This is a genomic window from Asticcacaulis taihuensis, from assembly GCF_900100255.1.
Taxonomy (GTDB): domain Bacteria; phylum Pseudomonadota; class Alphaproteobacteria; order Caulobacterales; family Caulobacteraceae; genus Asticcacaulis; species Asticcacaulis taihuensis.
This window is the reverse complement of record NZ_FMTS01000001.1, coordinates 303214-327340: the sequence shown is the minus strand read 5'-3', so window position 1 is coordinate 327340 and position 24127 is coordinate 303214. Positions and strand designations below refer to the sequence as shown.

25 protein-coding genes and 1 tRNA gene are annotated in these 24127 nt (G+C 59.0%); 21 read left to right on the top strand and 5 right to left on the bottom strand.

Going from position 1 to position 24127, the window contains the following annotated elements:
- Nucleotides 1–102 precede the first annotated feature (102 nt).
- The 5 genes from plsX (at nt 103) to BLO49_RS01495 (ending at nt 3469) form a co-directional block, all read left to right on the top strand.
- Nucleotides 103–1200: a phosphate acyltransferase PlsX gene (gene plsX, locus BLO49_RS01515; protein ID WP_281187215.1), complete on the top strand. Its 1098-nt coding sequence runs from the start codon at nt 103–105 to the stop codon at nt 1198–1200.
- A gap of 4 nt (nt 1201–1204) precedes the next feature.
- The gene (locus BLO49_RS01510; RefSeq protein ID WP_090643316.1) at nt 1205–2185 is read left to right on the top strand and encodes a beta-ketoacyl-ACP synthase III; all 981 of its coding nucleotides are present in this window, start codon (nt 1205–1207) and stop codon (nt 2183–2185) included.
- A gap of 273 nt (nt 2186–2458) precedes the next feature.
- Nucleotides 2459–2761 (top strand): integration host factor subunit alpha, encoded by a 303-nt coding sequence (locus BLO49_RS01505; protein WP_018080247.1) that lies wholly within the window; start codon nt 2459–2461, stop codon nt 2759–2761.
- Nucleotides 2762–2776: 15 nt separating this feature from the next.
- Nucleotides 2777–3280 (top strand): MerR family transcriptional regulator, encoded by a 504-nt coding sequence (locus BLO49_RS01500; protein ID WP_090643314.1) that lies wholly within the window; start codon nt 2777–2779, stop codon nt 3278–3280.
- A 112-nt stretch (nt 3281–3392) separates the two neighbouring features.
- A tRNA-Pro gene (locus tag BLO49_RS01495) sits at nt 3393–3469 on the top strand.
- 212 nt (nt 3470–3681) lie between these two features.
- Here the strand turns inward: BLO49_RS01495 and BLO49_RS01490 are convergent.
- From BLO49_RS01490 to BLO49_RS01475, 4 genes are read right to left on the bottom strand one after another with little or no spacing between them, the layout of a single operon-like run.
- A complete protein-coding gene (locus BLO49_RS01490) occupies nt 3682–4044 on the bottom strand; it encodes a hypothetical protein (protein ID WP_090643311.1) in 363 nt (120 codons plus the stop codon).
- 34 nt (nt 4045–4078) lie between these two features.
- Nucleotides 4079–4678 (bottom strand): TMEM175 family protein, encoded by a 600-nt coding sequence (locus BLO49_RS01485; RefSeq protein ID WP_220083683.1) that lies wholly within the window; start codon nt 4676–4678, stop codon nt 4079–4081.
- On the bottom strand, nt 4675–4911 hold the full coding sequence (locus BLO49_RS01480; protein ID WP_090643309.1) for a DUF2842 domain-containing protein: 237 nt from the start codon (nt 4909–4911) through the stop codon (nt 4675–4677). The genes BLO49_RS01485 and BLO49_RS01480 overlap by 4 nt, the downstream gene beginning before the upstream one ends.
- Entirely contained in the window at nt 4911–5168 is a 258-nt protein-coding gene (locus BLO49_RS01475) for a transglycosylase (RefSeq protein ID WP_090643306.1), read from the bottom strand. The genes BLO49_RS01480 and BLO49_RS01475 overlap by 1 nt, the downstream gene beginning before the upstream one ends.
- Before the next feature lie 188 nt (nt 5169–5356).
- Here BLO49_RS01475 and BLO49_RS01470 point away from each other — a divergent pair, with 188 nt between their 5' ends.
- On the top strand, nt 5357–6406 hold the full coding sequence (locus tag BLO49_RS01470) for a COX15/CtaA family protein (protein ID WP_415499851.1): 1050 nt from the start codon (nt 5357–5359) through the stop codon (nt 6404–6406).
- Here the strand turns inward: BLO49_RS01470 and BLO49_RS01465 are convergent.
- On the bottom strand, nt 6403–7827 hold the full coding sequence (locus BLO49_RS01465) for an alkaline phosphatase PhoX (protein WP_090643303.1): 1425 nt from the start codon (nt 7825–7827) through the stop codon (nt 6403–6405). The genes BLO49_RS01470 and BLO49_RS01465 overlap by 4 nt on opposite strands.
- Before the next feature lie 232 nt (nt 7828–8059).
- Between BLO49_RS01465 and rplM the strand changes: the two genes are divergently transcribed.
- The 15 genes from rplM to dxr all read left to right on the top strand — a co-directional run bounded on the left by rplM (nt 8060) and on the right by dxr (nt 24127).
- Nucleotides 8060–8533, top strand: coding sequence for a 50S ribosomal protein L13 (gene rplM, locus BLO49_RS01460; protein WP_090643301.1), 474 nt, complete (start codon nt 8060–8062; stop codon nt 8531–8533).
- Between the two features lie 2 nt (nt 8534–8535).
- The gene (gene rpsI / locus BLO49_RS01455; protein ID WP_090643298.1) at nt 8536–9021 is read left to right on the top strand and encodes a 30S ribosomal protein S9; all 486 of its coding nucleotides are present in this window, start codon (nt 8536–8538) and stop codon (nt 9019–9021) included.
- Nucleotides 9022–9283: 262 nt separating this feature from the next.
- Nucleotides 9284–10228: an N-acetyl-gamma-glutamyl-phosphate reductase gene (gene argC, locus BLO49_RS01450; protein ID WP_090643296.1), complete on the top strand. Its 945-nt coding sequence runs from the start codon at nt 9284–9286 to the stop codon at nt 10226–10228.
- Nucleotides 10229–10249: 21 nt separating this feature from the next.
- Entirely contained in the window at nt 10250–10507 is a 258-nt protein-coding gene (locus BLO49_RS01445; RefSeq protein ID WP_090643294.1) for a DUF1467 family protein, read from the top strand.
- Nucleotides 10508–10602: 95 nt separating this feature from the next.
- Nucleotides 10603–11919: a proline--tRNA ligase gene (gene proS / locus BLO49_RS01440; RefSeq protein WP_090643292.1), complete on the top strand. Its 1317-nt coding sequence runs from the start codon at nt 10603–10605 to the stop codon at nt 11917–11919.
- Between the two features lie 5 nt (nt 11920–11924).
- Complete coding sequence (locus tag BLO49_RS01435) at nt 11925–13211, top strand: lipoprotein-releasing ABC transporter permease subunit (RefSeq protein ID WP_090643289.1); 1287 nt, start codon at nt 11925–11927, stop codon at nt 13209–13211.
- Nucleotides 13204–13905 (top strand): ABC transporter ATP-binding protein, encoded by a 702-nt coding sequence (locus tag BLO49_RS01430; protein ID WP_090643287.1) that lies wholly within the window; start codon nt 13204–13206, stop codon nt 13903–13905. The genes BLO49_RS01435 and BLO49_RS01430 overlap by 8 nt, the downstream gene beginning before the upstream one ends.
- Nucleotides 13906–14171: 266 nt before the next feature.
- Nucleotides 14172–17606: a DNA polymerase III subunit alpha gene (gene dnaE / locus BLO49_RS01425; protein WP_090643284.1), complete on the top strand. Its 3435-nt coding sequence runs from the start codon at nt 14172–14174 to the stop codon at nt 17604–17606.
- Nucleotides 17607–17863: 257 nt separating this feature from the next.
- Nucleotides 17864–18646, top strand: coding sequence for a 30S ribosomal protein S2 (gene rpsB, locus BLO49_RS01420; RefSeq protein ID WP_090643283.1), 783 nt, complete (start codon nt 17864–17866; stop codon nt 18644–18646).
- A 158-nt stretch (nt 18647–18804) separates the two neighbouring features.
- Nucleotides 18805–19719, top strand: a complete 915-nt coding sequence (gene tsf, locus BLO49_RS01415) for a translation elongation factor Ts (protein WP_090643280.1) — start codon at nt 18805–18807, stop codon at nt 19717–19719.
- 185 nt (nt 19720–19904) lie between these two features.
- Complete coding sequence (pyrH, locus tag BLO49_RS01410; protein ID WP_090645948.1) at nt 19905–20645, top strand: UMP kinase; 741 nt, start codon at nt 19905–19907, stop codon at nt 20643–20645.
- 13 nt (nt 20646–20658) lie between these two features.
- The gene (frr, locus tag BLO49_RS01405) at nt 20659–21216 is read left to right on the top strand and encodes a ribosome recycling factor (RefSeq protein WP_090643278.1); all 558 of its coding nucleotides are present in this window, start codon (nt 20659–20661) and stop codon (nt 21214–21216) included.
- A gap of 58 nt (nt 21217–21274) precedes the next feature.
- Nucleotides 21275–22075 carry a polyprenyl diphosphate synthase gene (gene uppS / locus BLO49_RS01400; RefSeq protein ID WP_090643275.1) on the top strand — a complete coding sequence of 267 codons (801 nt, stop codon included), beginning with the start codon at nt 21275–21277 and terminating at the stop codon, nt 22073–22075.
- The gene (locus tag BLO49_RS01395; protein WP_090643272.1) at nt 22056–22913 is read left to right on the top strand and encodes a phosphatidate cytidylyltransferase; all 858 of its coding nucleotides are present in this window, start codon (nt 22056–22058) and stop codon (nt 22911–22913) included. Before uppS ends, BLO49_RS01395 begins: the two co-directional genes overlap by 20 nt.
- Complete coding sequence (gene dxr / locus BLO49_RS01390) at nt 22910–24127, top strand: 1-deoxy-D-xylulose-5-phosphate reductoisomerase (RefSeq protein WP_090643269.1); 1218 nt, start codon at nt 22910–22912, stop codon at nt 24125–24127. Before BLO49_RS01395 ends, dxr begins: the two co-directional genes overlap by 4 nt.

Here is a 24127-nt window from a genome sequence, read left to right as displayed (position 1 = left end):
GTCCGCGGCTTGTTTCCAGAGTATGTGCTTTGAGTGAGAAAAGCTTAGGTGAGGTCAGATAGCTCCGTGTCGACAGCAACAGAACCTCAGTCGAATTCGGCTATTCCTAAAGATGCAGTAGTCATCGCCATTGATGCCATGGGCGGCGATCACGGCCCGGCGGTAACGGTGTGCGGGGCGGCGCTTTTGCTCGATGAGCATCCGGCGGTCTTTTTCCAGCTTCATGGTGATGAAGTGCGGATCAATGCCGAGCTGGCGAAGTTGCCGAAGCTGAAAGCGCGATCGGTTGTCATCCATACTGATCAATGCGTGGCCATGGATGAAAAGCCGGCTCAGGCGATTCGCCGCCGCAATACCAGCCTGTCCAATGCCATTCATGCCGTGAAATCCGGCGAGGCGCGGGCGGTCATTTCTGCCGGCAATACCGGCGCCCTGATGGCGCTCTCCAAGATGATCCTAAAGATGATGACCGACGACCTGGAGCGCCCGGCCATCGGCTGCTCATGGCCGAACAAAACCGGCTTCGGCACCGTGCTTGATGTCGGCGCCAATGTCACCTCTGACGCCCGCCAGTTGATCGAATTCGCCCTGATGGGGGCCGCCTTCCACCGCGCCGTGCATGGCGTCAAAAAGCCGTCCATCGGTCTGCTCAATGTCGGTTCGGAAGATGTCAAGGGCCATGAGGAGGTCCGTGAGGCCCACAAGCTGCTCAGGGAAAATACGCTCGGCCTGAACTATTACGGCTTCGTCGAGGGCACAGACCTATGCGCCGGCACGGTTGATGTCACCGTCACCGATGGCTTTACCGGCAATGTGGCGCTGAAGACCGCCGAGGGTACGGCGCGTTTTATCAAGGATCTGCTGAAAGATGCCTTCAAATCGGGGCCGATGGCCATGCTGGGGGCCGTGCTGGCCGGTTCGGCGCTGAAGGCAATGGCGAAGCGCATCGATCCGGGCGCCAGCAACGGTGGCCCTCTTCTGGGCCTGAAGGGCATTGTCATCAAGAGCCATGGCGGCGCGGATGCGCGCGCCTTCTCTAACGCCATCCGGGTCGGGCTTTCTCTGGCGGCGAGCGGTTATGAGCGTGATATTGTTGACAGTCTGGCCCAGTTTTCACAAAGCCTGACAGTGGAAGCCAGTCTGGCTGCGGGCCTGAAAGAAACATCAGCCGCGATAGCCGCGGGCGATAAGGTAAACTAGGAACATGCGTGTGTTAAGATCGGCGGTTACCGGGGTTGGCGGATTCCTGCCGGAACAAGTGATCACCAATGATGATATGGCGCGGATGGTGGATACCTCTGATGCCTGGATTACCGAACGGACCGGTATTCGCCAGCGTCACAAGATCGACGACGGCATGAAGACCTCGGACCTCGCCGTGGAGGCCGCCAAGGTCGCCCTGACCGCCGCCGGAAAGACAGCGGCGGATGTTGACCTCATCATCGTCGCCACCACCACGCCGGACATGCCGTTTCCTTCCACGGCCTCGATCGTGCAGAACAAGCTCGGCGCGCCGACCTGTCCGGCATTTGACGTTCAGGCGGTGTGCTCCGGCTTTGTCTACGCCTTAAGCGTAGCGGATGGTTTTGTGGCGCGTGGCCTGTCGAAATGCGTGCTGGTGATCGGCGCTGAGGCGATGAGCCAGTTGCTTGATTACAGCGACCGCGGCACCTGCATCCTGTTCGGCGATGGCGCCGGCGCGGTTGTGGTTGAGCCGGTCGAAGGCGAGGGGAGCAAGGCGGATCGCGGCATCCTCGGTTTCGATCTGCGCTGCGATGGCTCAAAGGTCGATCTGCTCTATGTCGATGGCGGTACGTTCGAGGCTGAAAACCGCATCGGCAAGATCCGAATGCAGGGCAATCAGGTCTTTAAGCACGCGGTTCACAAGATATCGCAAGCCGTTGAAGCGGCAGTGGAAAAAGCCAATCTCGAAATCGCCGATATCGACTGGTTTATTCCGCACCAGGCCAATCAGCGCATTCTCAATGGCGTGGCCGAAAGGCTGGGCCTGGATGAAAACAAGGTCATTTCGACCGTGGCGCAGCACGCCAATACCTCGGCGGCCAGCATTCCGCTGGCATGGTACGTCGGTGTGCAGGACGGCCGCGTAAAGCCGGGCGATCTGGTGCTGATCGAGGCGCTCGGCGGTGGCCTGACCTGGGGCGCGGCGGCGATCCGGTTGTAAGCCGGATTTAAGGGTTATCCACAGATTACACAGATGGCACAGATTAAGGAGCGCTCGGCGCCTTATATCCGGCTAATGCCGGCCTTGCCGGTAAGAGACTGAAAAGTATGTGTAATGAGTGTAATCTGTGGATCGCCCTTCTTTTTCTCCGCATTGATGCCGGATTCACGTTTTTAATCACAAATTCGCTATAACCCTTTGACGGATAGCGATAATTGCGGCATTGTGCGTGCTTGCTTTGGTTAAAACCATTCAGGCAGGGGCGCAAAGACCATGAAATCGCAGACCTTGACGCGAGCCGAACTTTTTGAAGATGTCCATAATGAGTTGGGCCTGCCGCGGCAGGAGTGCGCGGCGATTGTCGAGCGTACGCTTGATCTGGTCGTTGAAGCATTGGAGCGTGGCGATACGGTAAAGCTGTCGGGCTTTGGCGTCTTTCAGGTGCGCGAAAAGAACGCCCGCGTCGGCCGCAATCCCAAGACCGGCAAACCCGCCGCCATCGATCCGCGCAAGGTGATTTCGTTCCGTGCCTCGCAGATCGTCAAGGCGCGTGTTGACGCCGGCACGCACGAGTAACGAGGTAGCGCACCGGTGAACAAGGGGCCGCTCGCCTTACGGACCATTTCCGAGACCGCCGATGCTTTGGGCGTGCCGCAGCATGTGCTGCGCTTCTGGGAAACCAAGTTCACCTTTATCCGTCCGACCAAACGCGCCGGTGGGCGGCGTTTCTACCGGCCGCAGGATATTGACCTGCTGCACGGGGTGAAAACCCTGCTTTATGATCGCGGCTATACCATTCGCGGCGTGCAGAAGCTGTTCAAGGACGAAGGCCAGAAGGCCATTCTCAATCCCTCCGGCGAACGCTATTCAGGCCCGGCCGATGAGGTGGTGGCGACCGAGCAGGGGCTGGTGTCGCGGGAAGAAATCGCCGCTGAAAATGCCGCCGGCGTGCAGCAGCCGGTCTTTGGTGGCGCGTCTGTGCCACCGGCGGCGATGTCGACCGAGATGCGGGACAGTTTCCTGAAAATCGCCAATGCGCTGGAAGAGGCGCAGGCTAGCCTGGCGCGCCATATCGACCGGGCGAAGCGCAGTTAATTTCCGGTGGAATTTCCCTGAAATCTGACTTTTGGGGATTGCCGGAGGCGATGTTCGTCTCTATAAGCCGCCTCTCTTAGGGGCGACACTTGCTGTTTTCCTTATGTTTTGGCGGAGCGTGGCGCAGCCTGGTAGCGCACTTGACTGGGGGTCAAGGGGTCGCAGGTTCGAATCCTGTCGCTCCGACCATTGAAATAGAAAGGCCGCCCTTTGGGGCGGTCTTTTGATTTCAATGGCCTGCGCTCAGGTTCGAGCCTTGTTTGAAAAGCGAGCGTGCGAGCTTTCAGCGAAGCGTAGCGGAGCCAATCCTGTCGCTCCCACTGAGAAAGGGTCGCGCAGCGACACCGCAATGTCTTGTAAATTCCATCCCCTCACCCGGCCCTGCAGGCCACCCTCTCCCCTTATTTAAAGGGAGAGGGGAAGGGAGGCGGATCGGGCGGCCCCAGCAGCGCGTCAATCTCCGCTTCGCTCAATTCGCCGCCCCGGAGCGCTTTATCGGCCTCGATAAGCGCTCTGGCCTGGCGCTCGACCTCAAGGTAGGGGGAGGCCACTGTGGCCTTCCGTGGAGGTGCAACTGGCGGCACAACCGGTTTGGGCGCAGGCGCCTCTTCACCGGCCAGTTTAATCGCCTTGCCGATCGAGATCAGCGCCTTGGCCGCGCGGTTGGCTTCAACAAAGGTGTTCGGTGTTTCGATCTGCTCATAGGCATCAAGCAGATTCAAAGCGAGTTTGCGCAGGCGCTGGGTAATGTCAGTCTGTTCCATGGCCAAAGCATAGACCCGCACAACATAATGGGGATTAATGCTCGATCCGCCGGTCGGGCACCAGCCAGATCAGGGCCACGATCACATAGCAGGCGATACCGGCAAAGCTGTTCCATAAGGTCAGGGCTATGCCTAGTATGTAGATGGCCGTGGAGACATATCCCTTTACATCGCTGCCGATGGCGCGTCCGACCGCGCTGTCCTTGCCGTTTACGGCGATCAGCACCTTTACCAGTATGGAATAGGCGATGGAGGGCATCAGCAGGGAAAGACCATAGGCTGCCGTCGGGATCGTGGCGAAATCGCTTTCGCCCATCCAGCGCGTGGTGAAGGGGACCAGCGACAGCCAGAACAGCAGGTGCAGGTTGGCCCACAGGGCGCCGCCATTTATCTTGTGGCAGGCATGGAGCAGGTGGTGGTGATTGTTCCAGTAGATGCCGACATAGATGAAGCTTAAGGCATAGAGCAGGAAGGTATGGCCGACATCGAGCAGGGCGTGCAGGTCGACGCCTTCGGGCGTATGCAGTTCCAGCACCATGATGGTGATGATGATGGCGATGACGCCGTCGCTGAAGGCTTCCAGCCGCCCCTTTCCAATGGCGGGCAATATCGGTCTGGCCGTCTCTTCGCTCATTTGCGCTTCTTTTTCCCTTTGTAGTTTTCTGACCAGGAGATAAGCGGAATGATCGGCACACCCCACAGCGTGCCGGCCAGGGCATAGAAGATCAGAGCCGTGATCTGGCCGCCATGCAGGAAGCCGGCCAGAGCTGCGACCACGCAGACGTAAAAGCCCAGCCAGACGAGAATCCCTAAACAGGTGATGGCGCGGCGCTGGGGCAAGCTGAGCCGGTCAAGCGGGTTTGCCATTAACGGCGCTCGATCATGCGGGTGAGGTGGAACAGGCCAAGCAATACCGAACTGCCGGCGAAGGATATCATCAAAATCGAGAAAAAGTGATCGCCGATCATTTCGCTGCTCTGGGTGAAAAAATTGAGCAGAACGGCGCCGAAAATGGCGACGAAGACATTGATGGGAAAGCTGAAACGGCTTTTGCTCATGGCGTTGGCGATCCAGCCGACCACGAAACCGGCGAGGGTGGCGAGGATATAGTTCTCTGCCGTCATGGGCGCGAGCTTCCTTTCTTGGCCATTGTTCGGCCTTTTTCGTGCGCGAAGCGCTTGAATTGCCTGTTACGGTATGGGCAAAATCAAAGCGACGCCAGAGCTTTGTTACAATCTCTTCAGCCGAACGGCAAGGATTTGTAATGGGCGACAGCGGCGCATCTGGTTCGGACGAAAACTTGGATATCTGAATGAAGCGTATGGCGCGACTTCCCCTCAAGTCACCCCTGGTGGCGGTCTGGCTGTTTGTGGCGGCCTTTCTGGTTCTGGCCCTGGTTTGCGTCGGCGGCGCCACCCGGCTCACTGAGTCCGGCCTTTCGATCACCGAATGGAAGCCGGTAACAGGTGTCCTGCCGCCGATGAACGAAGCCGACTGGCAAGCCGCTTTTGAGGGATATCAGAAGATACCGCAGTACCGTATCATGAACGCCCATATGAACCTGGAGCAGTTCAAGGGCATCTACTGGTGGGAATGGGCGCATCGCCTGCTGGCGCGTTTGCTGGGGCTGGTCTACCTGGTGGGCTTTATCGGCCTTTTGCTGGCGAAGGCGATACCGGCGCGGCTGATCTGGCGCTGCGGTGTGCTGGTCGGGCTGATCGCGGTCCAGGGCTTTGTCGGCTGGTGGATGGTCTATTCCGGCCTCCAGTACCGGACAGAAGTGGCGCCGGAACGGCTGATGACGCATTTGTCGCTGGCGCTGATCCTGATGTGCGGCTCTGTCTGGACCGGGCTTGAGGCGCTCGAAGGGCAAACGCGCGGTCGGGGCGCGCCGGACGGCTGGAAAGCGGCGACCTGGCTGCTGCTCCTAGTCGTGTTCGCGCAATGTATGCTGGGCGCCCTGGTGGCCGGTAATCGCGCCGGCCTGGTTTATAATGACTGGCCGCTGATGAACGGGCATATTTTCCCGCCGGTCGACTGGGCGAAAGGTGTCGGCTACAGCTTCCTCCACGATCAGGGGCTGGTGCAGTTCATGCACCGCATGAACGCCTATCTGCTGCTGATCTTCTCTACGGCCTATGCCCTGGTGATGGCGCGAAAAATCAATGACGACGGCCTGAAATCCTTGTCAGCCACATTGGCAGCCGCGACCTGGATTCAGGCGGCCCTGGGCGTGACCACCCTGATTACGGTGGTCACGCTGGGCTTTGCACTGGCGCATCAGGTGGTTGCGGTCTGCGTGCTTGCACTGGCGGTCTGGCTGACCTGGAGTGTGGCGCGCGCGGACCGGGTGTTTCGCTAGACTTGGGTGTTGCTGAACCTTTCCCACGGGCCGGTGATTGCCACGGTGACGCTGTTGGTCTGGATATTGGCGAACAGGGTGGAGCCGTCCGGCGAAAAGGTCACGCCGGCCCATTCCGAATGCTGAGCATCGACATTGCGGGCGAAGGTGGTGACCTTGCCTTCGGGTGTGACGATGCGCAGGTGGTTGTTCAGCACGTCGGAATAGCGGTCCTCACAGACATAGAGGTGGCCCCAGGGCGCCACGGTCAGGTTGTCGGCATAGTCGATGACGCGCAGGTCACCGGATTCGACGAACAGTTCGATCTGGCCGGGCTGATCTTTTTCGCGGTCGGTGCCTTCGTAAGGGCTGGGGATATAGCGCATCAACTGGCCATAGGCTTTCGCGCCGCCGGAGGTGCAGGCGAAGAACAGTTCATTATGACCGTAATGGATGCCTTCGCCGCGTGAGAAGCGGGCGGCCCCTTTGAGATAGGCTTGCGTGCGCAGGCTGTCGTCCGGGCTTTCGACATCCTTCAGGTCGATCCAGATGACGCCATGGCGGTCGCCGACATTCCACAGATGCGCGTACTTGTTGCTTGTGGCGGCGCGCGGCACGTCACGGAAAGCCAGGGCCTGAAGGCGACCGCCCTTGTGGAGGTAGCGCGGATCGTTCGGCAGGTAGCGGTAAAATACGCCGTCGGACATGTCTTCGGTCATGTAGACGATGCCCGTGCGCGGATCGATGGCCACGGCCTCGTGGTTGAAGCGGCCCATGGCCTTGATCGGCACAGGCGCAGCAAGACCCTTGTAGCCGGAGGGCACCTCAAAGACGAAACCGTGGTCCTTTTTGACGCCGTCTCCGGCGCTCTGGGTGGTTTCCTCGCAAGACAGCCACGAGCCCCACGGTGTCGGACCACCGGCGCAGTTGGTCGAGGTGCCGGTCAGTGACAGGAAGTGGCTTTCCAGTTGCCGGGTCTTGATATTGTAGACCAGGGTGGTGGTGCCGCCACTTAAAGGCGCGCCGTTGGCGTCATGGTCATAGACGCGCGTGCGGTCGAGTTTGTCGATCAACTGGTGGCGGTCGCCGAGCGGACCGATATCGGTGATATTGTGCTTGATCTCGTGATTGCGCACCAGCACCACCTTGTCGGGCGAGGTGTGCGGGAAGGCGGCCATGCCATCGTGCAGGCCCGGCACTTTGAAACCGTCGTCCATGGTTTCGCCCAGGGCCGAGAAGGCCGTGTAGGAAAAGCCGTCCGGCAGGTCTATAAAGCCTTTCGGATCGGGCAGAAGCGGGCCATAGCCTTCGATTTCGCTGAGATAGCCGGGATCGGCGGCCGGTTCGACACGGGCAGCGGCCAGAGCGCGGCAGCCAAGGCCAGCGAAAGCGGAAGAGGTAGCGAGCGCGCCGCCAAGCAAGAGACGTCGGGAAATTTGCATCTGATCCTCACAAATGAGCTATGTTCAGGGCTTGCCATGTCCGTATTACCGTTTCGTGACAGTGAAAAATGTTGCGGTAATTTAATACCTTTAACGAATTTCTCATTAAAAACAATTGATTGTTGGTGTTTTTGTTAAAAATAATGCGTTGACAGGTCGAGGTCTCTCCCGTATATCCCGCGCTCTTCTCCGCCCGGATATCCTTTCCGGATGGAAACCTAAGGATTTTATCATGTTGACCTCCACGACCGCGGCGCTGAAGCCCGCAGAAGTCGAGAAGAAGTGGATCGTGATCGACGCCGAGGACGCCGTGCTCGGCCGTCTGGCCTCGTACATCGCCATGCGTCTTCGCGGCAAGCACCTGCCCACCTATACGCCGCACGTTGATTCCGGCGACTATATCGTCGTCATCAATGCCGAGAAGGTCCACCTGACCGGCAAGAAGGAAAACGAAATCTTCTACTGGCACACCGGCCACCCCGGCGGCGTCAAGCAGCGCACGCTTGGCCAACTGCTGAACGGCAAGTATCCCGAGCGCGTCCTGACCAAGGCCGTCGAGCGCATGATGCCGAAGGAAAGCCCGCTGGCCCGTGGTCAAATGACCAACCTGCGTATCTACGCCGGCGCCGCCCATCCCCACGAAGCTCAGCAGCCGGAAGTCGTCGACTTCAAGTCGCTGAACCGCAAGAACGTCCGGAGCGTCTAATCATGTCCGATATCCAAGCTCCCGCTCAAGGTATGGAAGCCCTGGCTTCCCTGTCGTCGGCCCCTGAAGCCGCGCCTGTCCGCGTCCAGCAACTCGACAAATACGGCCGCGCCTATGCCACCGGCAAGCGCAAGAACGCCATCGCCCGCGTCTGGATCAAGCCGGGTTCCGGCAAGTGGATCATCAATGACCGCGAACAGGAAGTGTATTTCGCCCGTCCCGTCCTGCGCATGATGATTGCCCAGCCGCTCAACCTGACCGACCGCGCTTCGCAGTTCGACGTGTTCGTTTCGGTCCAGGGTTCGGGCCTGTCGGGTCAAGCCGGCGCGATCCGTCACGGCCTGTCGAAGGCGCTGACCTATTATGAGCCGGGTCTGCGCCCGACCCTGAAGGCCGCCGGCTTCCTGACCCGCGACTCGCGCGTCGTCGAGCGTAAGAAGTACGGCCGCGCCAAGGCCCGTAAGAGCTTCCAGTTCTCGAAGCGTTAATCGACACACTTGTGTGTTTGGAAAAGGCGTTTCGGAAAACCGGAACGCCTTTTTCTTTGCTTGTTTTCAAAGTAAGAAGCCCCACCACCACGCCTTCGGCGCGGTCCCCCTCCCCGACAAGCGGAGAGGTACAAGATTTGAGCGCGTATTCCTTTCTTGATCCTCCCCGCTTGTCGGGGAGGGGGACCATTAGCAAAGCGAAACGAAGTTTTGCGGAGCGTAATGGTGGTGGGGTTTCTTACTTCCTTTTCTGGAGCATCCTATGTCCCACAAGGTTTTCATCGATGGCGAGGCTGGTACGACCGGTTTGCAGATCTGCGAGCGTTTGGAAAAGCGCAGCGATATCGAACTGATCCGCCTCAGTGACGACAAACGCAAGGATGCGGGCGCCCGCAAGGATGCGCTCAATTCGGCTGATGCGGTGATCCTCTGCCTGCCGGATGAAGCCGCTATTGAAGCCGTGTCAATGGTTGAAAATCCGGACGTCCGCGTGATCGACGCCTCGACCGCCTTCCGCACCGATCCGGAGTGGACCTACGGTTTTCCGGAAATGAGCGACGACCAGCGCGCCGCGATCAAGGCATCGAAGCGCATCAGCAATCCCGGCTGTCATGCCACGGGCTTCATTGCCCTGACGCGCCCTCTGGTCGAGGCCGGCATCATCCCGTCCTTCTTCCCGATCACCGCCACATCACTTACGGGCTATAGCGGCGGCGGCAAATCAATGATTGCCGAATTTGAAGGCGCGCCCGATCACGGCAAAGGACATGAGCGTCTTTACGCCACCGGTCTGGCGCACAAGCACCTGCCGGAAATGACCCTCTATTCCGGTCTGGAAAGCCCCCCGGTCTTTACGCCGATCGTCGCTAATTTTCCCCAAGGTCTGATCCTTCAGGTGCCGCTGCATTTGTGGGCGCTGCCCGATGAGCCGGATATAGATGCGGTGCGCAACCTGCTGACGGCCCATTATCTCGGTGAACCCTTCGTGCGCGTGGCCACGGCTGAGGAAAGTGCGGCGGCCGTTGCGGTGCATGGAGCGTCACTTGCCAATACCAATCAATTGTTGATCCATGTCTTTGGCAATCCGGACCAGGATACGGCCAACCTGGTGGCTGTGTTTGACAACCTCGGCAAGGGCGCTTCCGGCGCCGCTGTACAAAACCTCAATCTGGTATTAGGTGTGGAAGAGGGCCTGGGACTGATCTAGGCTGGATTACAGGAAACGCCAATGAACCCGATTAGCTGGGCCGCCATCTATCTGATGATCTGGTGGGTGACCTTTTTCGCCATTCTGCCCCTGTGGAACCGCACGCCGGTTGAGGAGGGCACAGAGGTTATCAAGGGCAATGATCCAGGCGCACCGATCACTCATAACCTGTGGAAGAAGGTCAGAATTAACAGCGTCGTGGCGCTGGTGGTTTGGGTGTTCGTGATCGTCTTCATGTACTTCGTCCATATTCCGCTGCCGACAATTCCCGGCGCGTAACGCGAATCCGCCATAATCCCGTGTAAAAGCGCTTCACTCTCCAGGACGAACTGTCTAGGGTGCGCGCAACTCAAGTTACACACGGATTCTCAACCATGCGCCTGTCGCGCTTTTTCCTGCCCCTTCTCAAAGAAAACCCCGCCGAGGCCCAGATTGTCTCGCACCGCCTGATGCTGCGCACCGGTATGATCCGCCAGGAAGCCGCCGGCATCTATGCCTGGCTGCCGCTGGGCTTCAAGGTGCTGAAGAAGATCGAGAAGATCGTCGAAGAGGAAATGGCGCGGGCCGGTTCGATTCAACTGTTGATGCCGACCCTGCAACTGGCTGACCTGTGGCGTGAATCCGGCCGTTACGAAGATTACGGCCAGGAAATGCTGCGCATCAAGGACCGCCACGAGCGCGAGATGCTCTACGGGCCGACCAATGAGGAAATGATCACGGAAATTTTCCGCGGAACGGTGCGTTCCTATAAGGATCTGCCGCTGAACCTCTTCCATATCCAGTGGAAATTCCGCGATGAACAGCGCCCGCGTTTTGGCGTGATGCGCGGCCGCGAATTCCTGATGAAGGACGCCTATTCGTTCGACGTTGACGAGGCGGCGGCGCGTAAGTCGTACAACCGCATGTTCACGGCCTATCTGAATATCTTCTCGCGCCTGGGTCTGAAGGCCGTGCCGATGCGTGCCGATACAGGTCCGATCGGCGGCGACCTGTCGCACGAATTCATCATCCTGGCCGATACCGGCGAGAGCGCCGTCTTCTGCCATGAAGACCTGATCAATATGCCGGCGCCCGGCAATGATGTTGACTGGGACAATCTCGAACATATCTTCGAGGGCCGCACCGCGCTTTATGCCGCCACCGAGGAAATGCACGACGACGCACGCTTCAAGGCCGAGGTGCCGGAAGACAAGCAGGTCTCGGCGCGCGGTATCGAAGTCGGCCACATCTTCTATTTCGGCGAGAAATATTCCAAACCGATGAAGGCCGTGGTCAATGGTCCCGACGGCGAAATCACCGTCCATATGGGCTCCTATGGCGTCGGCGTGTCGCGTCTGCTGGGCGCGATCATCGAAGCCTCGCATGATGAGGCCGGCATCATCTGGCCGGAAAGCGTCGCGCCTTTTGATGTGGCGATCATAAACCTGCGTCAGGGTGATGAAGCCTGCGACGCCGCCTGTGAGAAGGCATACAAGGCCCTGCAATCGGCCGGACGCGACGTGCTTTACCACGATACCGACGAGCGTGCCGGCGCCAAGTTCGCCGCCATGGACCTGATTGGCGTGCCCTGGCAACTGATCATCGGCCCCAAAGGGCTGGCGGACGGCCAGGTCGAACTGAAGAACCGCGCCACCGGTGAGCGCCTGACCGTGCCGTTTGAAGACGGTCTCGCGCAACTTTCCAAGGCATAGATCGCATGGGATCGTTGCTGTCGCTGTTCAATTTCAAAGGCTGGGAATTTGATCTCGCCCTGAAATATCTCCGCACCAAGCGCAAGGACGGCGGCATCGCGGTCATCGCCATCATCAGCTTCACCGGCATCATGCTGGCGGTGACGGCGCTGATCAGCGTGCTGTCGATCATGAACGGTTTCCGCGATGAGTTGATGTCGCGTGTCCTGGCCTTTAGCGGTCACGCCTATGTTTCCGGGCAGCCAATCAACGATTTTGCTCATCGTGACGATATGCTCAAGCGGATCAAGGCGATACCAGGCGTTGTTGATGCAAATCCTTATCTGGATTCGCCGGGTCTTATCCAGAATTCGCATGGCCAGACGGGGCTGGCCTATATGCGTGGCGTCATCCCCGAAGCGCTCAAACACACCAAGCTGATCAGCGACAGCATCCGGCCAGCCGATGGCATGGCGCAGTTTGGCGTCGGCGATTACGGCGGGGATGTCATCCTGGTCGGCAGTGGCGTGGCCAATGAACTGGGGCTCAATGCTGGCGACGAGGTGACGCTCGTATCGCCAGGTGGTTCGACCGCCTTCGGCGCTACGCCAAGACGCAAGGAATACACGGTCGGCGGCATTTTCAAGAGCGGCGTCAGCGATATCGACAAGGCTTTCATCTACATGCCGATCTCCCAGGCGCAACTGTTCTTCGACCGCGAGGACGAGTGGGATACGGTCGAAATCAAGGTCGACAAGCCCTATGATATCGATCTCTATCGTCCGGCCCTGACCAAAGCAGCGGGCGAGGGGGCCTATATTTCCGACTGGAAGGAGCAGAACGCCTCGCTGTGGGGCGCGCTCAAGGTCGAGCGCACGGCCATGCGGTTTATCCTGTTCTTCATCGTCATCATCGCCACGCTCAACATCATTTCCGGTATCGTCATGCTGGTGAAGAACAAGACGCGCGACGTCGCCATACTGCGCACCATGGGCGCCGACCGGGCGGCAATCTCGCGGATATTCTTCATGACGGGCACGATCATCGGCGCTGCCGGTACGGCTGCGGGCCTGCTGCTGGGGGTGCTGTTTTGCACCTTCATCGGGCCGATCCAGCATTTCCTGGAATGGCTGCTGCATACCAAGCTGTTCCCGGCCGATGTCTATTATCTCGACGCGGTGCCGGCCAAGATGGAACCGTCGGAGGTGGCGTTTGTGGTCATCGCCTCTCTGCTGGCAGCCTGTATTTCCACCTTCTTCCCGGCCCTCTGGGCCTCCAAGCTCGAACCCGTGGAGGCTTTGCGTTATGAGTAGTCCGGTTCTGTCGCTCAAGGGTCTGCACCGCGATTATGCGCTGGGGGATGGGCGCAAGCTGGCCGTGCTGAAAGGCGTCGATCTCGATGTCATGCCCGGTGAACTGGTCGGCCTAGTCGGACCGTCGGGGTCCGGCAAGTCGTCCCTGCTTCATGCCGCCGGTCTGCTGGAAGCCGCGCCGAATGCCCGCCTCACCATTGATGGTGAGGACTTCCATTCGGCGGACGAGCGCTTGCGCACGAAGGCGCGACTGGAAAAGATCGGCTTCGTCTATCAGTTTCATCACCTGCTGCCGGAATATACGGCTGTAGGCAATGTCGCTGTACCGCAGCGCATCCTGGGGCGGCCGATGAAGGAAGCTGAGACGCGGGCGAGGGAATTACTAACCGCCCTTGGGCTCGCTGAACGGCTGGATCATCTGCCGGCGCAGCTTTCAGGTGGCGAACAGCAACGCGTGGCCATCGCACGGGCATTGGCCAATAAGCCGCGCCTGCTGCTGGCCGATGAGCCGACGGGCAATCTCGACCCGGCGACATCAGGGCAGGTGTTTGACGCCCTCAAGGCCATCGTCAAAGCGCAGGGTGTGGGGGCGGTGATCGCTACCCATAACCTGGAACTGGCGAAACATATGGACCGCGTGGTCAGGCTGCTCGATGGCCAGTTAGTGCCTTTCGACGTTCACGCAGAAATTTAATCCACTTATCAATCAACAGCTTATAATTTTGTTCCGCCTGTGGAGCAGAATTCCTATTGCGTGGGGAACAAAACAAGAATAAAGAACAAAGCGTGAATTAAAGAACGTTTATAGAACGCAAAGGAATGTGGAAAAATGGTCAGCGCCCTGCATAACATGTTGTCATTTGCCGCCGTTACGGGTTTTGTTTTCCTCATGTGTCATGTGGTGTCGCTGGCGGCGTGAGTCGCGCGAACCAGGCCGGGTTCACCCAATAGGAGCGCATCGTGAGCGAAGATTTCATACACCTGCGCGTCAAGTCGGCCTATTCGCTACTGGAAGGCGCCATCAAGGCTTATGATATGGGCAAGCTTGCCCATAAACAGAACATGCCGGCCGTGGGAATCGCGGATCGCTGCAATCTCTTCGGCGCTCTCGAATTTTCTCAAGTATGCAAGGACACGGGCGTCCAGCCCATTATTGGTTGTTCGCTGCCGGTAAAGGGAATTGGCGGCGCACCATCAGAGCGCTGGGGCAAGATCCCGACCGTCGTTCTGTTTGTCCAGAATGAAGCGGGCTATCTCAACCTCACAAAGCTGTCTTCCATTGCCTATGTTGATGCTGATGCCGCCGAAGAGCCGCATGTGCGCTGGGAGCAGGTAGTCGAGCATAGCGAGGGGCTGATCCTGCTTTCGGGCGGTTTTGATGGGCCGGTGGACGTATTGTTCCGTCAGGGCAAACCGGATGAAGCCGTGGCAGCGCTTCGGATGATGCAGGCGGCCTTTGGAGACCGTTTTTACATTGAATTGCAGCGTCATGACGGATCACCTCAGGGCGGTGTCAAGGGCGGGGTGGCGGAAGTCGGTCTGGTGGAATATGCCTATGCCAATGACGTGCCGCTGGTTGCCACTAACGATGTGCAGTTTGCCACGCAGGATCTGGCTTCGGCGCATGAAGCCCTGCTGTGTATTTCCGACGGTGCCTATATGGGGCAGGAGGACCGCCGCAAGGTCACAAAAGAGCATTGGTTCAAGCCTGCGGCCATGATGCGGGAATTGTTTTCCGATCTGCCGGAAGCCTGCGACAACACATTGGAAATTGCCAGGCGTTGCGCTTTTCTCGTCAGCAAACGCGATCCGATCCTGCCGCGCTTTGACACCGGCGCTGGACGAAACGAGGCGGAAGAATTGACATATCAGGCGCGCGAGGGCCTGAAAATGCGCCTGAAACAGGTCAAGCTGGCCGTGCCGGAGGAGGACTATTGGGCGCGTCTGGAACGGGAAATCGGCATCATCATCCAGATGGGCTTTCCGGGCTACTTCCTGATCGTTTCGGACTTTATTAAGTGGGGCAAGGCGCACGATATTCCGGTCGGGCCGGGCCGGGGCTCCGGTGCGGGCTCGGCTGTAGCCTGGGCATTGGCGATTACCGATCTGGACCCCTTGCGCTTTGGTTTGCTGTTCGAGCGCTTCCTCAATCCGGAGCGGGTTTCGATGCCGGACTTCGACGTCGACTTCTGTCAGGAGCGCCGCGAAGAGGTGATCTCCTATGTGCAGGAAAAATACGGTCGTGACCGGGTGGCGCAGATCATTACCTTCGGTACGCTTCAGGCGCGCGCTGTCTTGCGTGATACCGGACGGGTGATGCAGTTGCCGCTGGGGCAGGTGGATCGTCTGTGCAAGATGGTGCCAAACAACCCGGCCAATCCGACGACCCTGGCTCAAGCGATCGAAATCGAGCCGCGCCTGAAGGAGGCGCGCGACGATGATGACGCGGTCCGGCGATTGCTTGATACGGCGCTGAGACTAGAAGGGCTTTACCGTAACGCGTCGACCCATGCCGCCGGTATTGTGATCGGGGACCGGCCGTTGACCGAACTGGTGCCGCTGTATCGTGATTCGCGGTCGGATATTCCGGCGACCCAGTTCAATATGAAGTGGGTGGAAAGCGCCGGCCTCGTCAAGTTCGACTTCCTCGGTCTGAAGACCCTGACCACGCTCAAACGGGCGCAGAACTATCTGAAAAAGCGCGGCGTCGATATTGATTATTCAACCCTGCCGCTGGATGACAAGCCGACCTATGATCTGTTGGCGTCCGGCCAGTCGATCGGTGTGTTCCAGCTTGAAAGCCAGGGGATGCGTGACACTCTGCGCAAGATGCAGTGTAGCTCGCTGGAGGAGATCACGGCGCTTATCTCGCTCTATCGCCCGGGGCCGATGGACAATATTGATACCTATGTCGATCGGAAATTCGGGCGGATGGAAATCGACATGCTTCATCCAAGCCTTGAGCCGGTGTTGAAGGAAACCTACGGCGTCATCATCTACCAGGAACAGGTGATGCAGATCGCGCAGGTTCTTTCGGGATACAGTCTTGGGGAAGCTGATCTGCTGCGCCGGGCTATGGGTAAAAAGAAGAAGGAAGAAATGGACTTGCAAAAAGCAAGGTTCATTTCCGGTGCGGCTGAAAAGGGCGTACCTGAAAAGCAGTCGGACAGTATTTTCGAACTCGTCAACAAGTTCGCCGGCTATGGCTTCAACAAATCCCACGCCGCTGCCTATGCCTTTATTTCCTACCAGACGGGCTATCTAAAGGCCAATCATCCGGTTGAGTTCTTCGCCGCGACCTTCAGCCTTGATATGACCAATACCGACAAGCTGGCGGTCTTCTATCAGGACGCCCGGCGATTCAATGTCACGATCCGGCCCCCAGATATCAACCGATCCATGGCCGATTTCGATGTGGAGAATGGCGAGGTGCTTTATGCCTTGGGGGCCATCCGAAATGTGGGCTTTGAAGCCATGCAAAGCGTGGTTCAGGCGCGCGAGGAAGGCGGGAAGTTTACGGACATCTTTGACTTCCTGGAGCGTATCGACCCGAAGACGGTCAACAAGCGGGCACTGGAAAACCTCGCCAGGGCAGGGGCCTTCGATTCTATTCATCCCAATCGCGGGCAAATTGTGGCGGCGGCTGATATCCTTATGGCCTATGCGCAGAGTATGGCGGCTGATCGGGCAGCGTCCCAGGTCAGCCTGTTCGGCTCCAATGAGTCATCAAGACCGCGTCTGCCGAATGTCGCTACGGTATCGGGACCAGCGCGGCTAGATGAGGAACTGGCGGCCATTGGTTTCTATCTGTCGGGCCATCCGTTGCAGGACATGCTGGATGTGTTCAAGCGCCGGAATGTCACCCTCTATGCCGATGCGGTGGCCCTGGCATCTGAAGGGCGCGAAGCTTTCCGTATGGCGGGTATTATCCGCCGCAAGCAGGAGCGGGCCGCACAGGGATCGGGTGAAAAGTTTGCCTTCGTCACCCTGTCCGACCCCAGTGGCGAATATGAGGTGCTGTTCCCGCCGGAGTCCCTGCGCAAGAACCGGGATCACCTGGAAGTGGGCAATTCGATCGTTCTCAAGGTGCGCAGCAAGGGCCGGGATGGTGAGGTGCGCTTCTTTGGCGATGATGCCGGTCCCATGTCCGAAACGCTCAAGACCGATGATATGGGCCTGAGGGTGCATGTTCTGGCCAATGTGATCAACATGGCTGAACTCAAGGAAAAGCTGGAAGCGTCCAAATCGCCCAAAGGGGGGGAGATCAGCCTGACGGCCGATCTTGGTGGTGAAGGCGTCATCGAGTTCAAACTGCCGCAGCGTTATAATCTGGATGCGCATCTGCGGGGGGCACTCAAGCATATGTCGGGCATAATTGAACTGGAGGATGCCTGATTCTTGAATTTGGTCTTTTTTAAATAGCGCAGTGATAGAGGCTCAAGGTCGGATTTGATCCTTTGGTTGCAATTCGTACTTTTCTTGCCGGTGAGGCTTGCTTTTTTTTGAAATTGTGAATAGGTGCAGGCCATCTCACACGCAGATGCGCGCCATCTTCCCTGAATCGGGCTGATAGCGTTCCGAGGCGGAAACAGGCATGGGTCTGTTTAAGCTTTTCTATCTGCGGCGGATTATCGGAAGAAGGATACTACATTATGGCTATGCCAGAAATCTCCATGCGCCTCCTGCTTGAAGCCGGCGCGCACTTTGGTCACCAGACTCACCGCTGGAACCCCAAGATGGAACGCTACCTGTTCGGTTCGCGCTCCAACATCCACATCATCGACCTGTCGCAATCCCTGCCGCTGTTCCACCAGGCCCTGCTGAAGGTGCGTGAAGTGGCCGCCGCGGGTGGCCGCGTCCTGTTCGTCGGCACCAAGCGCCAGGCGCAAGGCCCGGTGGCTGCCGCCGCCAAGCGTTCGGCCCAGTATTATGTCAACCACCGCTGGCTCGGCGGCACCCTGACCAACTGGCGCACCATTTCAGGTTCGATCGCGCGTCTGCGTGAACTGGAAAACGTCCTCGACAACAATCCGGCCGGCCGTTCCAAGAAGGAACTGCTGACCCTGACCCGCGAGCGCGAAAAGCTTGAATTGTCGCTGGGCGGCATCAAGGACATGGGCGGCATTCCCGACCTGATGTTTGTGATCGACACCAACAAGGAAGGCATCGCCATCCAGGAAGCCCGCAAGCTGAACATTCCTGTGATCGCCATCCTCGACTCGAACTCCGATCCGGACGGCATCACCTATCCGGTTCCGGGTAACGATGACGCTGCCCGCGCCCTGCAACTGTATTGCGACCTGATCGCTGATTCGGTTCTGGATGGTCTGGCCGCTGGTCAGGTGGCTTCGGGCCGCGACCTGGGTGCTTCGGTCGATCCGATCGAGCCGGCCCTGGTTGCCGATGACGCCGCCCAGGCTTCCAGCGAAGCCTAAGGCTTCCTATATAGGGGCCAATCCGGCGCGGTAAATCGCCCGGCCTTACGAGACATGTGACAGCTTAAAGCCCGAATTGGCTTTAAGCTGTTGCTGAATTGACATGTATCGCGGCTATGAAGTTGCGAAATCTGAAACATCAAACTTAGGAGGATTTCATGGCTGAAATCACTGCTGCCCTGGTCAAGGAACTGCGCGAAAAGTCGGGCGTAGGCATGATGGACTGCAAGAAGGCGCTGGCTGAAAACGGCGGCGACATCGAAGCGTCCCTGGACTGGCTGCGCGCCAAGGGCCTTTCCAAGGCCGCCAAGAAGGCTGACCGCGTCGCTGCGGAAGGTCTGGTCGTCATCGCGTCGAAGGTCGAAGGCAAGGGCATGACCGCCGCTGCTGTCGAAGTCAACGCCGAAACCGACTTCGTTGCCCGCAACGATCTGTTCCAGGCCCTGGCCCGCAAGGCCGGGCAGGCCGGTATCGCCGCCAACACGGTGGAAGACGTGGCGGCCGCCGTTTCCGACGACATCACCAACCTGATCGCTACGATCGGTGAAAACATGGTCGTGCGTCGTTTTGCCAAGCACAGCGTGTCGGAAGGCGTTGTCGCCTCCTACATCCACAATGCGATCGCGCCGGACCTCGGCCGTATCGCCGTGCTCGTCGCCATCGAGTCGGCCGGTGATCCGGAAGTGCTCAAGGAAATGGGCCGCAAGGTCGCCATGCATGTCGCCGCTACCCAGCCTCTGTCGCTGAACGTCGAGGACCTGAACCAGGAACATGTCGAACGCGAAAAAGCTGTCCTGACCGAGCAGGCCAAGGAATCCGGCAAGCCGCTGCAGGTCATCGAAAAGATGATCGAAGGCCGTATCCGCAAATTCTACGAAGAAGTCGTGCTGCACAAGCAAGCCTTCGTCATGAACCCGGATCAGACTGTCGAGCAACTGGTTGAAGAAACTGCCAAGACCCTCGGCACTCCTGTAAAGATCACTGCCTTCACGCGTCTCGCCCTGGGCGAAGGCGTGGAAAAGAAGGTTGATGATTTCGCGGCCGAAGTCGCCTCTATGACGGGCGGCGTCTGATAAACGCTTAAAAGCATTCCTATTCGGGGCTTTGGGAGGCGTCGGCATTTGACATGCCGGCGCCTCTTTTTTATGACAATTATGCGTGGAAGTCCGGTCCTGCCGGCTGGCCCGCCTATCCAAAGCGTTCTTAAAGCGCTAAAGCCGTCATATATATGACGCCGACTGATTCACCGGAGCTGACCATGACATCCCAATCCCTTCAGGCTTCGGAACCGCTGGCTTACAAGCGTATTTTGCTGAAGGTTTCGGGCGAAGTTCTGATGGGCGACCAGGGCTTCGGTATCGACATGAATACCGTCAAGGCGGTCGCCGCCGAGGTCGCTGCTGTTGCGCGCCTGGGGGTGGAACTGTGTCTGGTGATCGGCGGGGGCAATATCTTCCGGGGCCTGTCAAAGGCAGCCGGGGACATGGAACGTTCCAGCGCCGATTACATGGGAATGCTGGCTACGGTAATGAACGCCCTGGCCATGCAGAATGCCCTGGAAAAGCAGGGTATTGACACGCGTGTGCAGTCCGCCATCCAGATGAATGCCGTATGCGAGCCGTTCGTGCGCCGCCGCGCCATTCGTCACCTCGAAAAGGGCCGGGTGGTCATTTTCGCTGCCGGTACGGGCGCGCCTTACTTCACGACCGACACCGCGGCTGCCCTGCGGGCCGCCGAAATGAACTGCGATGCACTCTTCAAGGGCACGTCGGTTGATGGCGTCTATACCGCTGACCCGAAGAAGGACAAGACGGCTGAACGCTATCAAAACCTCAACTATCTTGAGGTCTTGTCAAAGGACCTTAAAGTGATGGATGCGTCGGCCGTCAGCCTGATGCGTGAAAACGCCATCCCGATCGTGGTCTTCTCCATCCGCACGCCCGGCGCCCTGAATGAGGTCATCCACGGCAAGGGCACCTACACCGTCATCACACAATAAGCGAGATACCGTCATGGCAAAGCCTGAACTCAACCGTTACAAGGACCGCATGGAAAAGGCGGTCGACGCTCTCAAGGACGACTTTTCCGGTCTTCGCACCGGCCGGGCCTCGGCTTCGCTGCTCGATCAGGTAATGGTCGATGCCTATGGTTCGTCAATGCCGCTCAATGCCTGCGCATCGGTCTCGGTGCCGGAGCCGCGTATGATCAGCGTCAATGTCTTTGATCGCGGCACGGTCACGGCCGTTGAAAAGGCCATCCGCAATGCCGGCCTGGGCCTGAACCCGATCACCGATGGCAATACCCTGCGCATTCCTATCCCCCCCCTGACCGAGGAACGCCGCAAGGAACTGGTCAAGATCGCCGGCAAGTACGCCGAAACTCAGAAGGTTGCCGTGCGTAATGTCCGCCGCGAGGCCATGGATGATCTCAAAAAGGCGGAGAAGGCTTCGGAGATCAGCGAGGATGAAGAGAAGAAGGGCGGCACCGAGGTGCAGGGCTTTACCGATGCGGCGATCAAGCGTATCGATGAATTGTTGAAGGTCAAGGAAGCCGAGATCATGCAGGTTTAAGCGGTTTCGCTTACCTGATGCCTTGTAGCCCGGCCTGTGCCAAACGAAAGTTGCCTTTATGCCTTTAGGCCCCACGGATGCTCTCATCATAAACCCACAGACGGGTGAGAAGAGTCATGACGTGAAGGCGCCGGCCCAAAAATCGCTCCATGTCGCCGTCATCATGGACGGCAATGGCCGTTGGGCGAAGGCCAAGAACCAGATACGCACCATGGGGCACAAGGCGGGCGTGGATGCCCTGAAGCGCACCATTACCGCGGCCGTCGATCTTGGCGTGACGCATATGACGGTCTTTGCCTTCTCGACGGAAAACTGGCGCCGGCCGGAAGCCGAGGTCAATGACCTGATGGGCTTGCTGCGCGCCTTCATCAAGTCCGACCTGGAACGGCTGCGCCGCGAAGGTGTCTGTGTGCGGATCGTCGGCCAGGAAGAGGGCTTGCCGGCGGACATAGTCGGCATGGTCAATGAGGCGCATGAAAAGACAAAGGATAATTCGCGCTTTTACCTTCAGGTGGCGCTGAACTACGGCGCCCAGGCCGATATCATCGAGGCGGTGAAGCGCATCGCCACCGAGGTCAGGGCGGGCGATCTGAATCCGGACGATATTACGCCAGAGACCTTTGGCGGATATCTGTCGACGCATGACCTGCCGCCGCTCGACCTGCTGATCCGGACCAGCGGCGAGCATCGCTTGTCGAATTTCCTGCTGTGGGAAGCGGCCTATGCCGAGTTTGTGTTCCAGGACATCCTGTGGCCCGATTACGGCTACGAACCCCTGAAGGCGGCGCTGGATATATTCGCCCGCCGGGATCGCCGGTTCGGCGCTGTGGAAGCGGGACATGTCAAGCCAGCCTTCTGATGACCGTGCCGCCGAGCCTGATGTAAAACCGAAGAGCAAGGGGCGGGAACTCGCGGTTCGCGTCGTATCGGCCCTCGTTCTGATAGCGGTCGTCCTCGGCATAACCATGCTGAAGGATCACCGGCCGTTCCTGGTTATGATCAGCATTGGTGTGGCGCTTCTGTGCATCGAATGGGGGGTGATGATGGCGCCCAATATATCAGGGCGGATCGCCGTGGCTGTGGCGGCAGCGGCCATCGCGGCGTTGTTCGTCGGCTATCTGGGCCATCCCCTGCTGTCTATCCTGATGCTGTGTTTTGGTTCATTATGTGCGGGGCTTTATGCCTATCGGCTGCATGTCGGCTGGGTGGATGCGGCCTATGGTGCGCTTTATATTGGCTGGCCGGCCATCGTCATTATGTGGCTGCATCAAAGCAGGCGCGGCGTGGAGTGGGTGTTTTTCGCCTTCCTGATCGCCTGGGCGGCGGACAGCGCCGCCTTTGCCGCCGGCAAGTTCTTCGGCGGCCCGAAGCTGTGGCCGCGTTATTCACCGAACAAGACCTGGGCCGGGTTCGCCGGCGGATTAATCGCCGGGATGCTGACGGCGGGCGCCCTGTCGGATATTACCGGCCTTTTCAAGCATGACACCTCGGCTTCAGTCGTCGGTTTGCTGGTGGCGCTGGCCACCATGGCGGGCGACCTGTGGGAATCGGCACTCAAGCGGCGCTTCGGCGTCAAGGATGCCGGCACGCTGATCCCTGGCCATGGCGGATTGCTCGATCGCGTAGACGGTCTGATGTTTGCCATTGTCGCCATCGGGGGTATACGTCTGCTGGTCATGCTAGGCACTGAAATATGAATTCTGTTTCCACAAGGCGCATATCCATTCTTGGCTCGACCGGCTCGATCGGCGTGTCTACCCTGCGCCTGCTTGATGAAACGGGCGTGGCGGGGAAAGACTATGTGATCGAAACCCTGGTTGGCGGGCGTAATGTGGCGCTTCTGGCCGAACAGGCGCTGAAATACCGTCCGGCCATAACGGTTCTGGCCGACGAGACGCAATGGCCGGCCTTCAGGGCGTTGATCGGCGATTCCGGTCTTGAGATTGCCTGCGGTGCGTCGGCGGTCTGTGAAGCCGCCGGGCGAAAGGCCGACTGGATCATGGCGGCGATCGTCGGCATTGCCGGGCTGAAGCCGACCTGGGCGGCGGCCGGCACCGGCGCTATCCTGGCCCTGGCCAACAAGGAGGCGCTGGTCTGCTGTGGCCGGGCACTGATCGAGCGCGTCGAGGCACACGGCGGCAAGGTGCTGCCGGTCGATTCCGAGCATAACGCCATCTTCCAGGTTCTGGACGATCCGGGGCGGGTATCGAAGCTGGTCCTGACCGCTTCCGGCGGACCGTTTCTGGGGCGTTCACGCGAAGACCTGAAGGCAGTGACGGTCGAGCAGGCGCTCAAACACCCGAACTGGAGCATGGGCGCCAAGATCACCATCGATTCCGCCACGCTTGCCAACAAGGGGCTGGAATTCATCGAGGCCGCCTATCTGTTCGACATGCCGGGCAGCCAGATCGATGTGCTGGTCCATCCGCAATCGGTCATCCATTCGATGGTCGAGTACAAGGACGGGTCATCGCTGGCGCAGTTGGGGTCGCCCGACATGCGCGTGCCGATTTCCTACTGCCTGGGCTGGCCGAAACGCATCGACTGGCAGGCGCCGAAGCTGGACCTAGCGGCGCGTGGCGTCCTGACCTTCAGCGCACCCGACCTGACGGCCTTTCCGATGCTGCGCCTGGCACGCGAGGCTCTGGAAGCCGGGGAGGGGATGCCGACTGTCTTTAATGCCGCCAACGAGGTCTGCGTGCAGGCATTCCTTGACCGTAAAATCGCCTTTTTGCAGATCGCCGAATTTGTCGAATCCGCCATGATGCGGGCTCAATTGCCGTCTATCCCTTCCAAAGATCACGCAAGTCGTGATACGAACGACGAGACCATGACACGTGCGCTGGAGATCGATTCAGAAATCCGGCGCCTGGTGGGCGAACTTTTCGCCAATGCCAGGTTGTCGGCGTAG

Excerpts from the sequence above, each read along its gene's own strand:
- BLO49_RS01510 (WP_090643316.1), top strand. The coding sequence starts at position 1,205 with ATGCGTGTGTTAAGATCGGCGGTTACCGGGGTTGGCGGATTCCTGCCG.
- BLO49_RS01505 (WP_018080247.1), top strand. The coding sequence starts at position 2,459 with ATGAAATCGCAGACCTTGACGCGAGCCGAACTTTTTGAAGATGTCCAT.
- BLO49_RS01490 (WP_090643311.1), bottom strand. The coding sequence starts at position 4,044 with ATGGAACAGACTGACATTACCCAGCGCCTGCGCAAACTCGCTTTGAAT.
- BLO49_RS01485 (WP_220083683.1), bottom strand. The coding sequence starts at position 4,678 with ATGAGCGAAGAGACGGCCAGACCGATATTGCCCGCCATTGGAAAGGGG.
- BLO49_RS01480 (WP_090643309.1), bottom strand. The coding sequence starts at position 4,911 with ATGGCAAACCCGCTTGACCGGCTCAGCTTGCCCCAGCGCCGCGCCATC.
- BLO49_RS01475 (WP_090643306.1), bottom strand. The coding sequence starts at position 5,168 with ATGACGGCAGAGAACTATATCCTCGCCACCCTCGCCGGTTTCGTGGTC.
- BLO49_RS01470 (WP_415499851.1), top strand. The coding sequence starts at position 5,357 with ATGAAGCGTATGGCGCGACTTCCCCTCAAGTCACCCCTGGTGGCGGTC.
- BLO49_RS01465 (WP_090643303.1), bottom strand. The coding sequence starts at position 7,827 with ATGCAAATTTCCCGACGTCTCTTGCTTGGCGGCGCGCTCGCTACCTCT.
- rplM (WP_090643301.1), top strand. The coding sequence starts at position 8,060 with ATGTTGACCTCCACGACCGCGGCGCTGAAGCCCGCAGAAGTCGAGAAG.
- rpsI (WP_090643298.1), top strand. The coding sequence starts at position 8,536 with ATGTCCGATATCCAAGCTCCCGCTCAAGGTATGGAAGCCCTGGCTTCC.
- argC (WP_090643296.1), top strand. The coding sequence starts at position 9,284 with ATGTCCCACAAGGTTTTCATCGATGGCGAGGCTGGTACGACCGGTTTG.
- BLO49_RS01445 (WP_090643294.1), top strand. The coding sequence starts at position 10,250 with ATGAACCCGATTAGCTGGGCCGCCATCTATCTGATGATCTGGTGGGTG.
- proS (WP_090643292.1), top strand. The coding sequence starts at position 10,603 with ATGCGCCTGTCGCGCTTTTTCCTGCCCCTTCTCAAAGAAAACCCCGCC.
- BLO49_RS01435 (WP_090643289.1), top strand. The coding sequence starts at position 11,925 with ATGGGATCGTTGCTGTCGCTGTTCAATTTCAAAGGCTGGGAATTTGAT.
- BLO49_RS01430 (WP_090643287.1), top strand. The coding sequence starts at position 13,204 with ATGAGTAGTCCGGTTCTGTCGCTCAAGGGTCTGCACCGCGATTATGCG.
- rpsB (WP_090643283.1), top strand. The coding sequence starts at position 17,864 with ATGGCTATGCCAGAAATCTCCATGCGCCTCCTGCTTGAAGCCGGCGCG.
- tsf (WP_090643280.1), top strand. The coding sequence starts at position 18,805 with ATGGCTGAAATCACTGCTGCCCTGGTCAAGGAACTGCGCGAAAAGTCG.
- pyrH (WP_090645948.1), top strand. The coding sequence starts at position 19,905 with ATGACATCCCAATCCCTTCAGGCTTCGGAACCGCTGGCTTACAAGCGT.
- frr (WP_090643278.1), top strand. The coding sequence starts at position 20,659 with ATGGCAAAGCCTGAACTCAACCGTTACAAGGACCGCATGGAAAAGGCG.
- uppS (WP_090643275.1), top strand. The coding sequence starts at position 21,275 with ATGCCTTTAGGCCCCACGGATGCTCTCATCATAAACCCACAGACGGGT.
- BLO49_RS01395 (WP_090643272.1), top strand. The coding sequence starts at position 22,056 with ATGTCAAGCCAGCCTTCTGATGACCGTGCCGCCGAGCCTGATGTAAAA.
- dxr (WP_090643269.1), top strand. The coding sequence starts at position 22,910 with ATGAATTCTGTTTCCACAAGGCGCATATCCATTCTTGGCTCGACCGGC.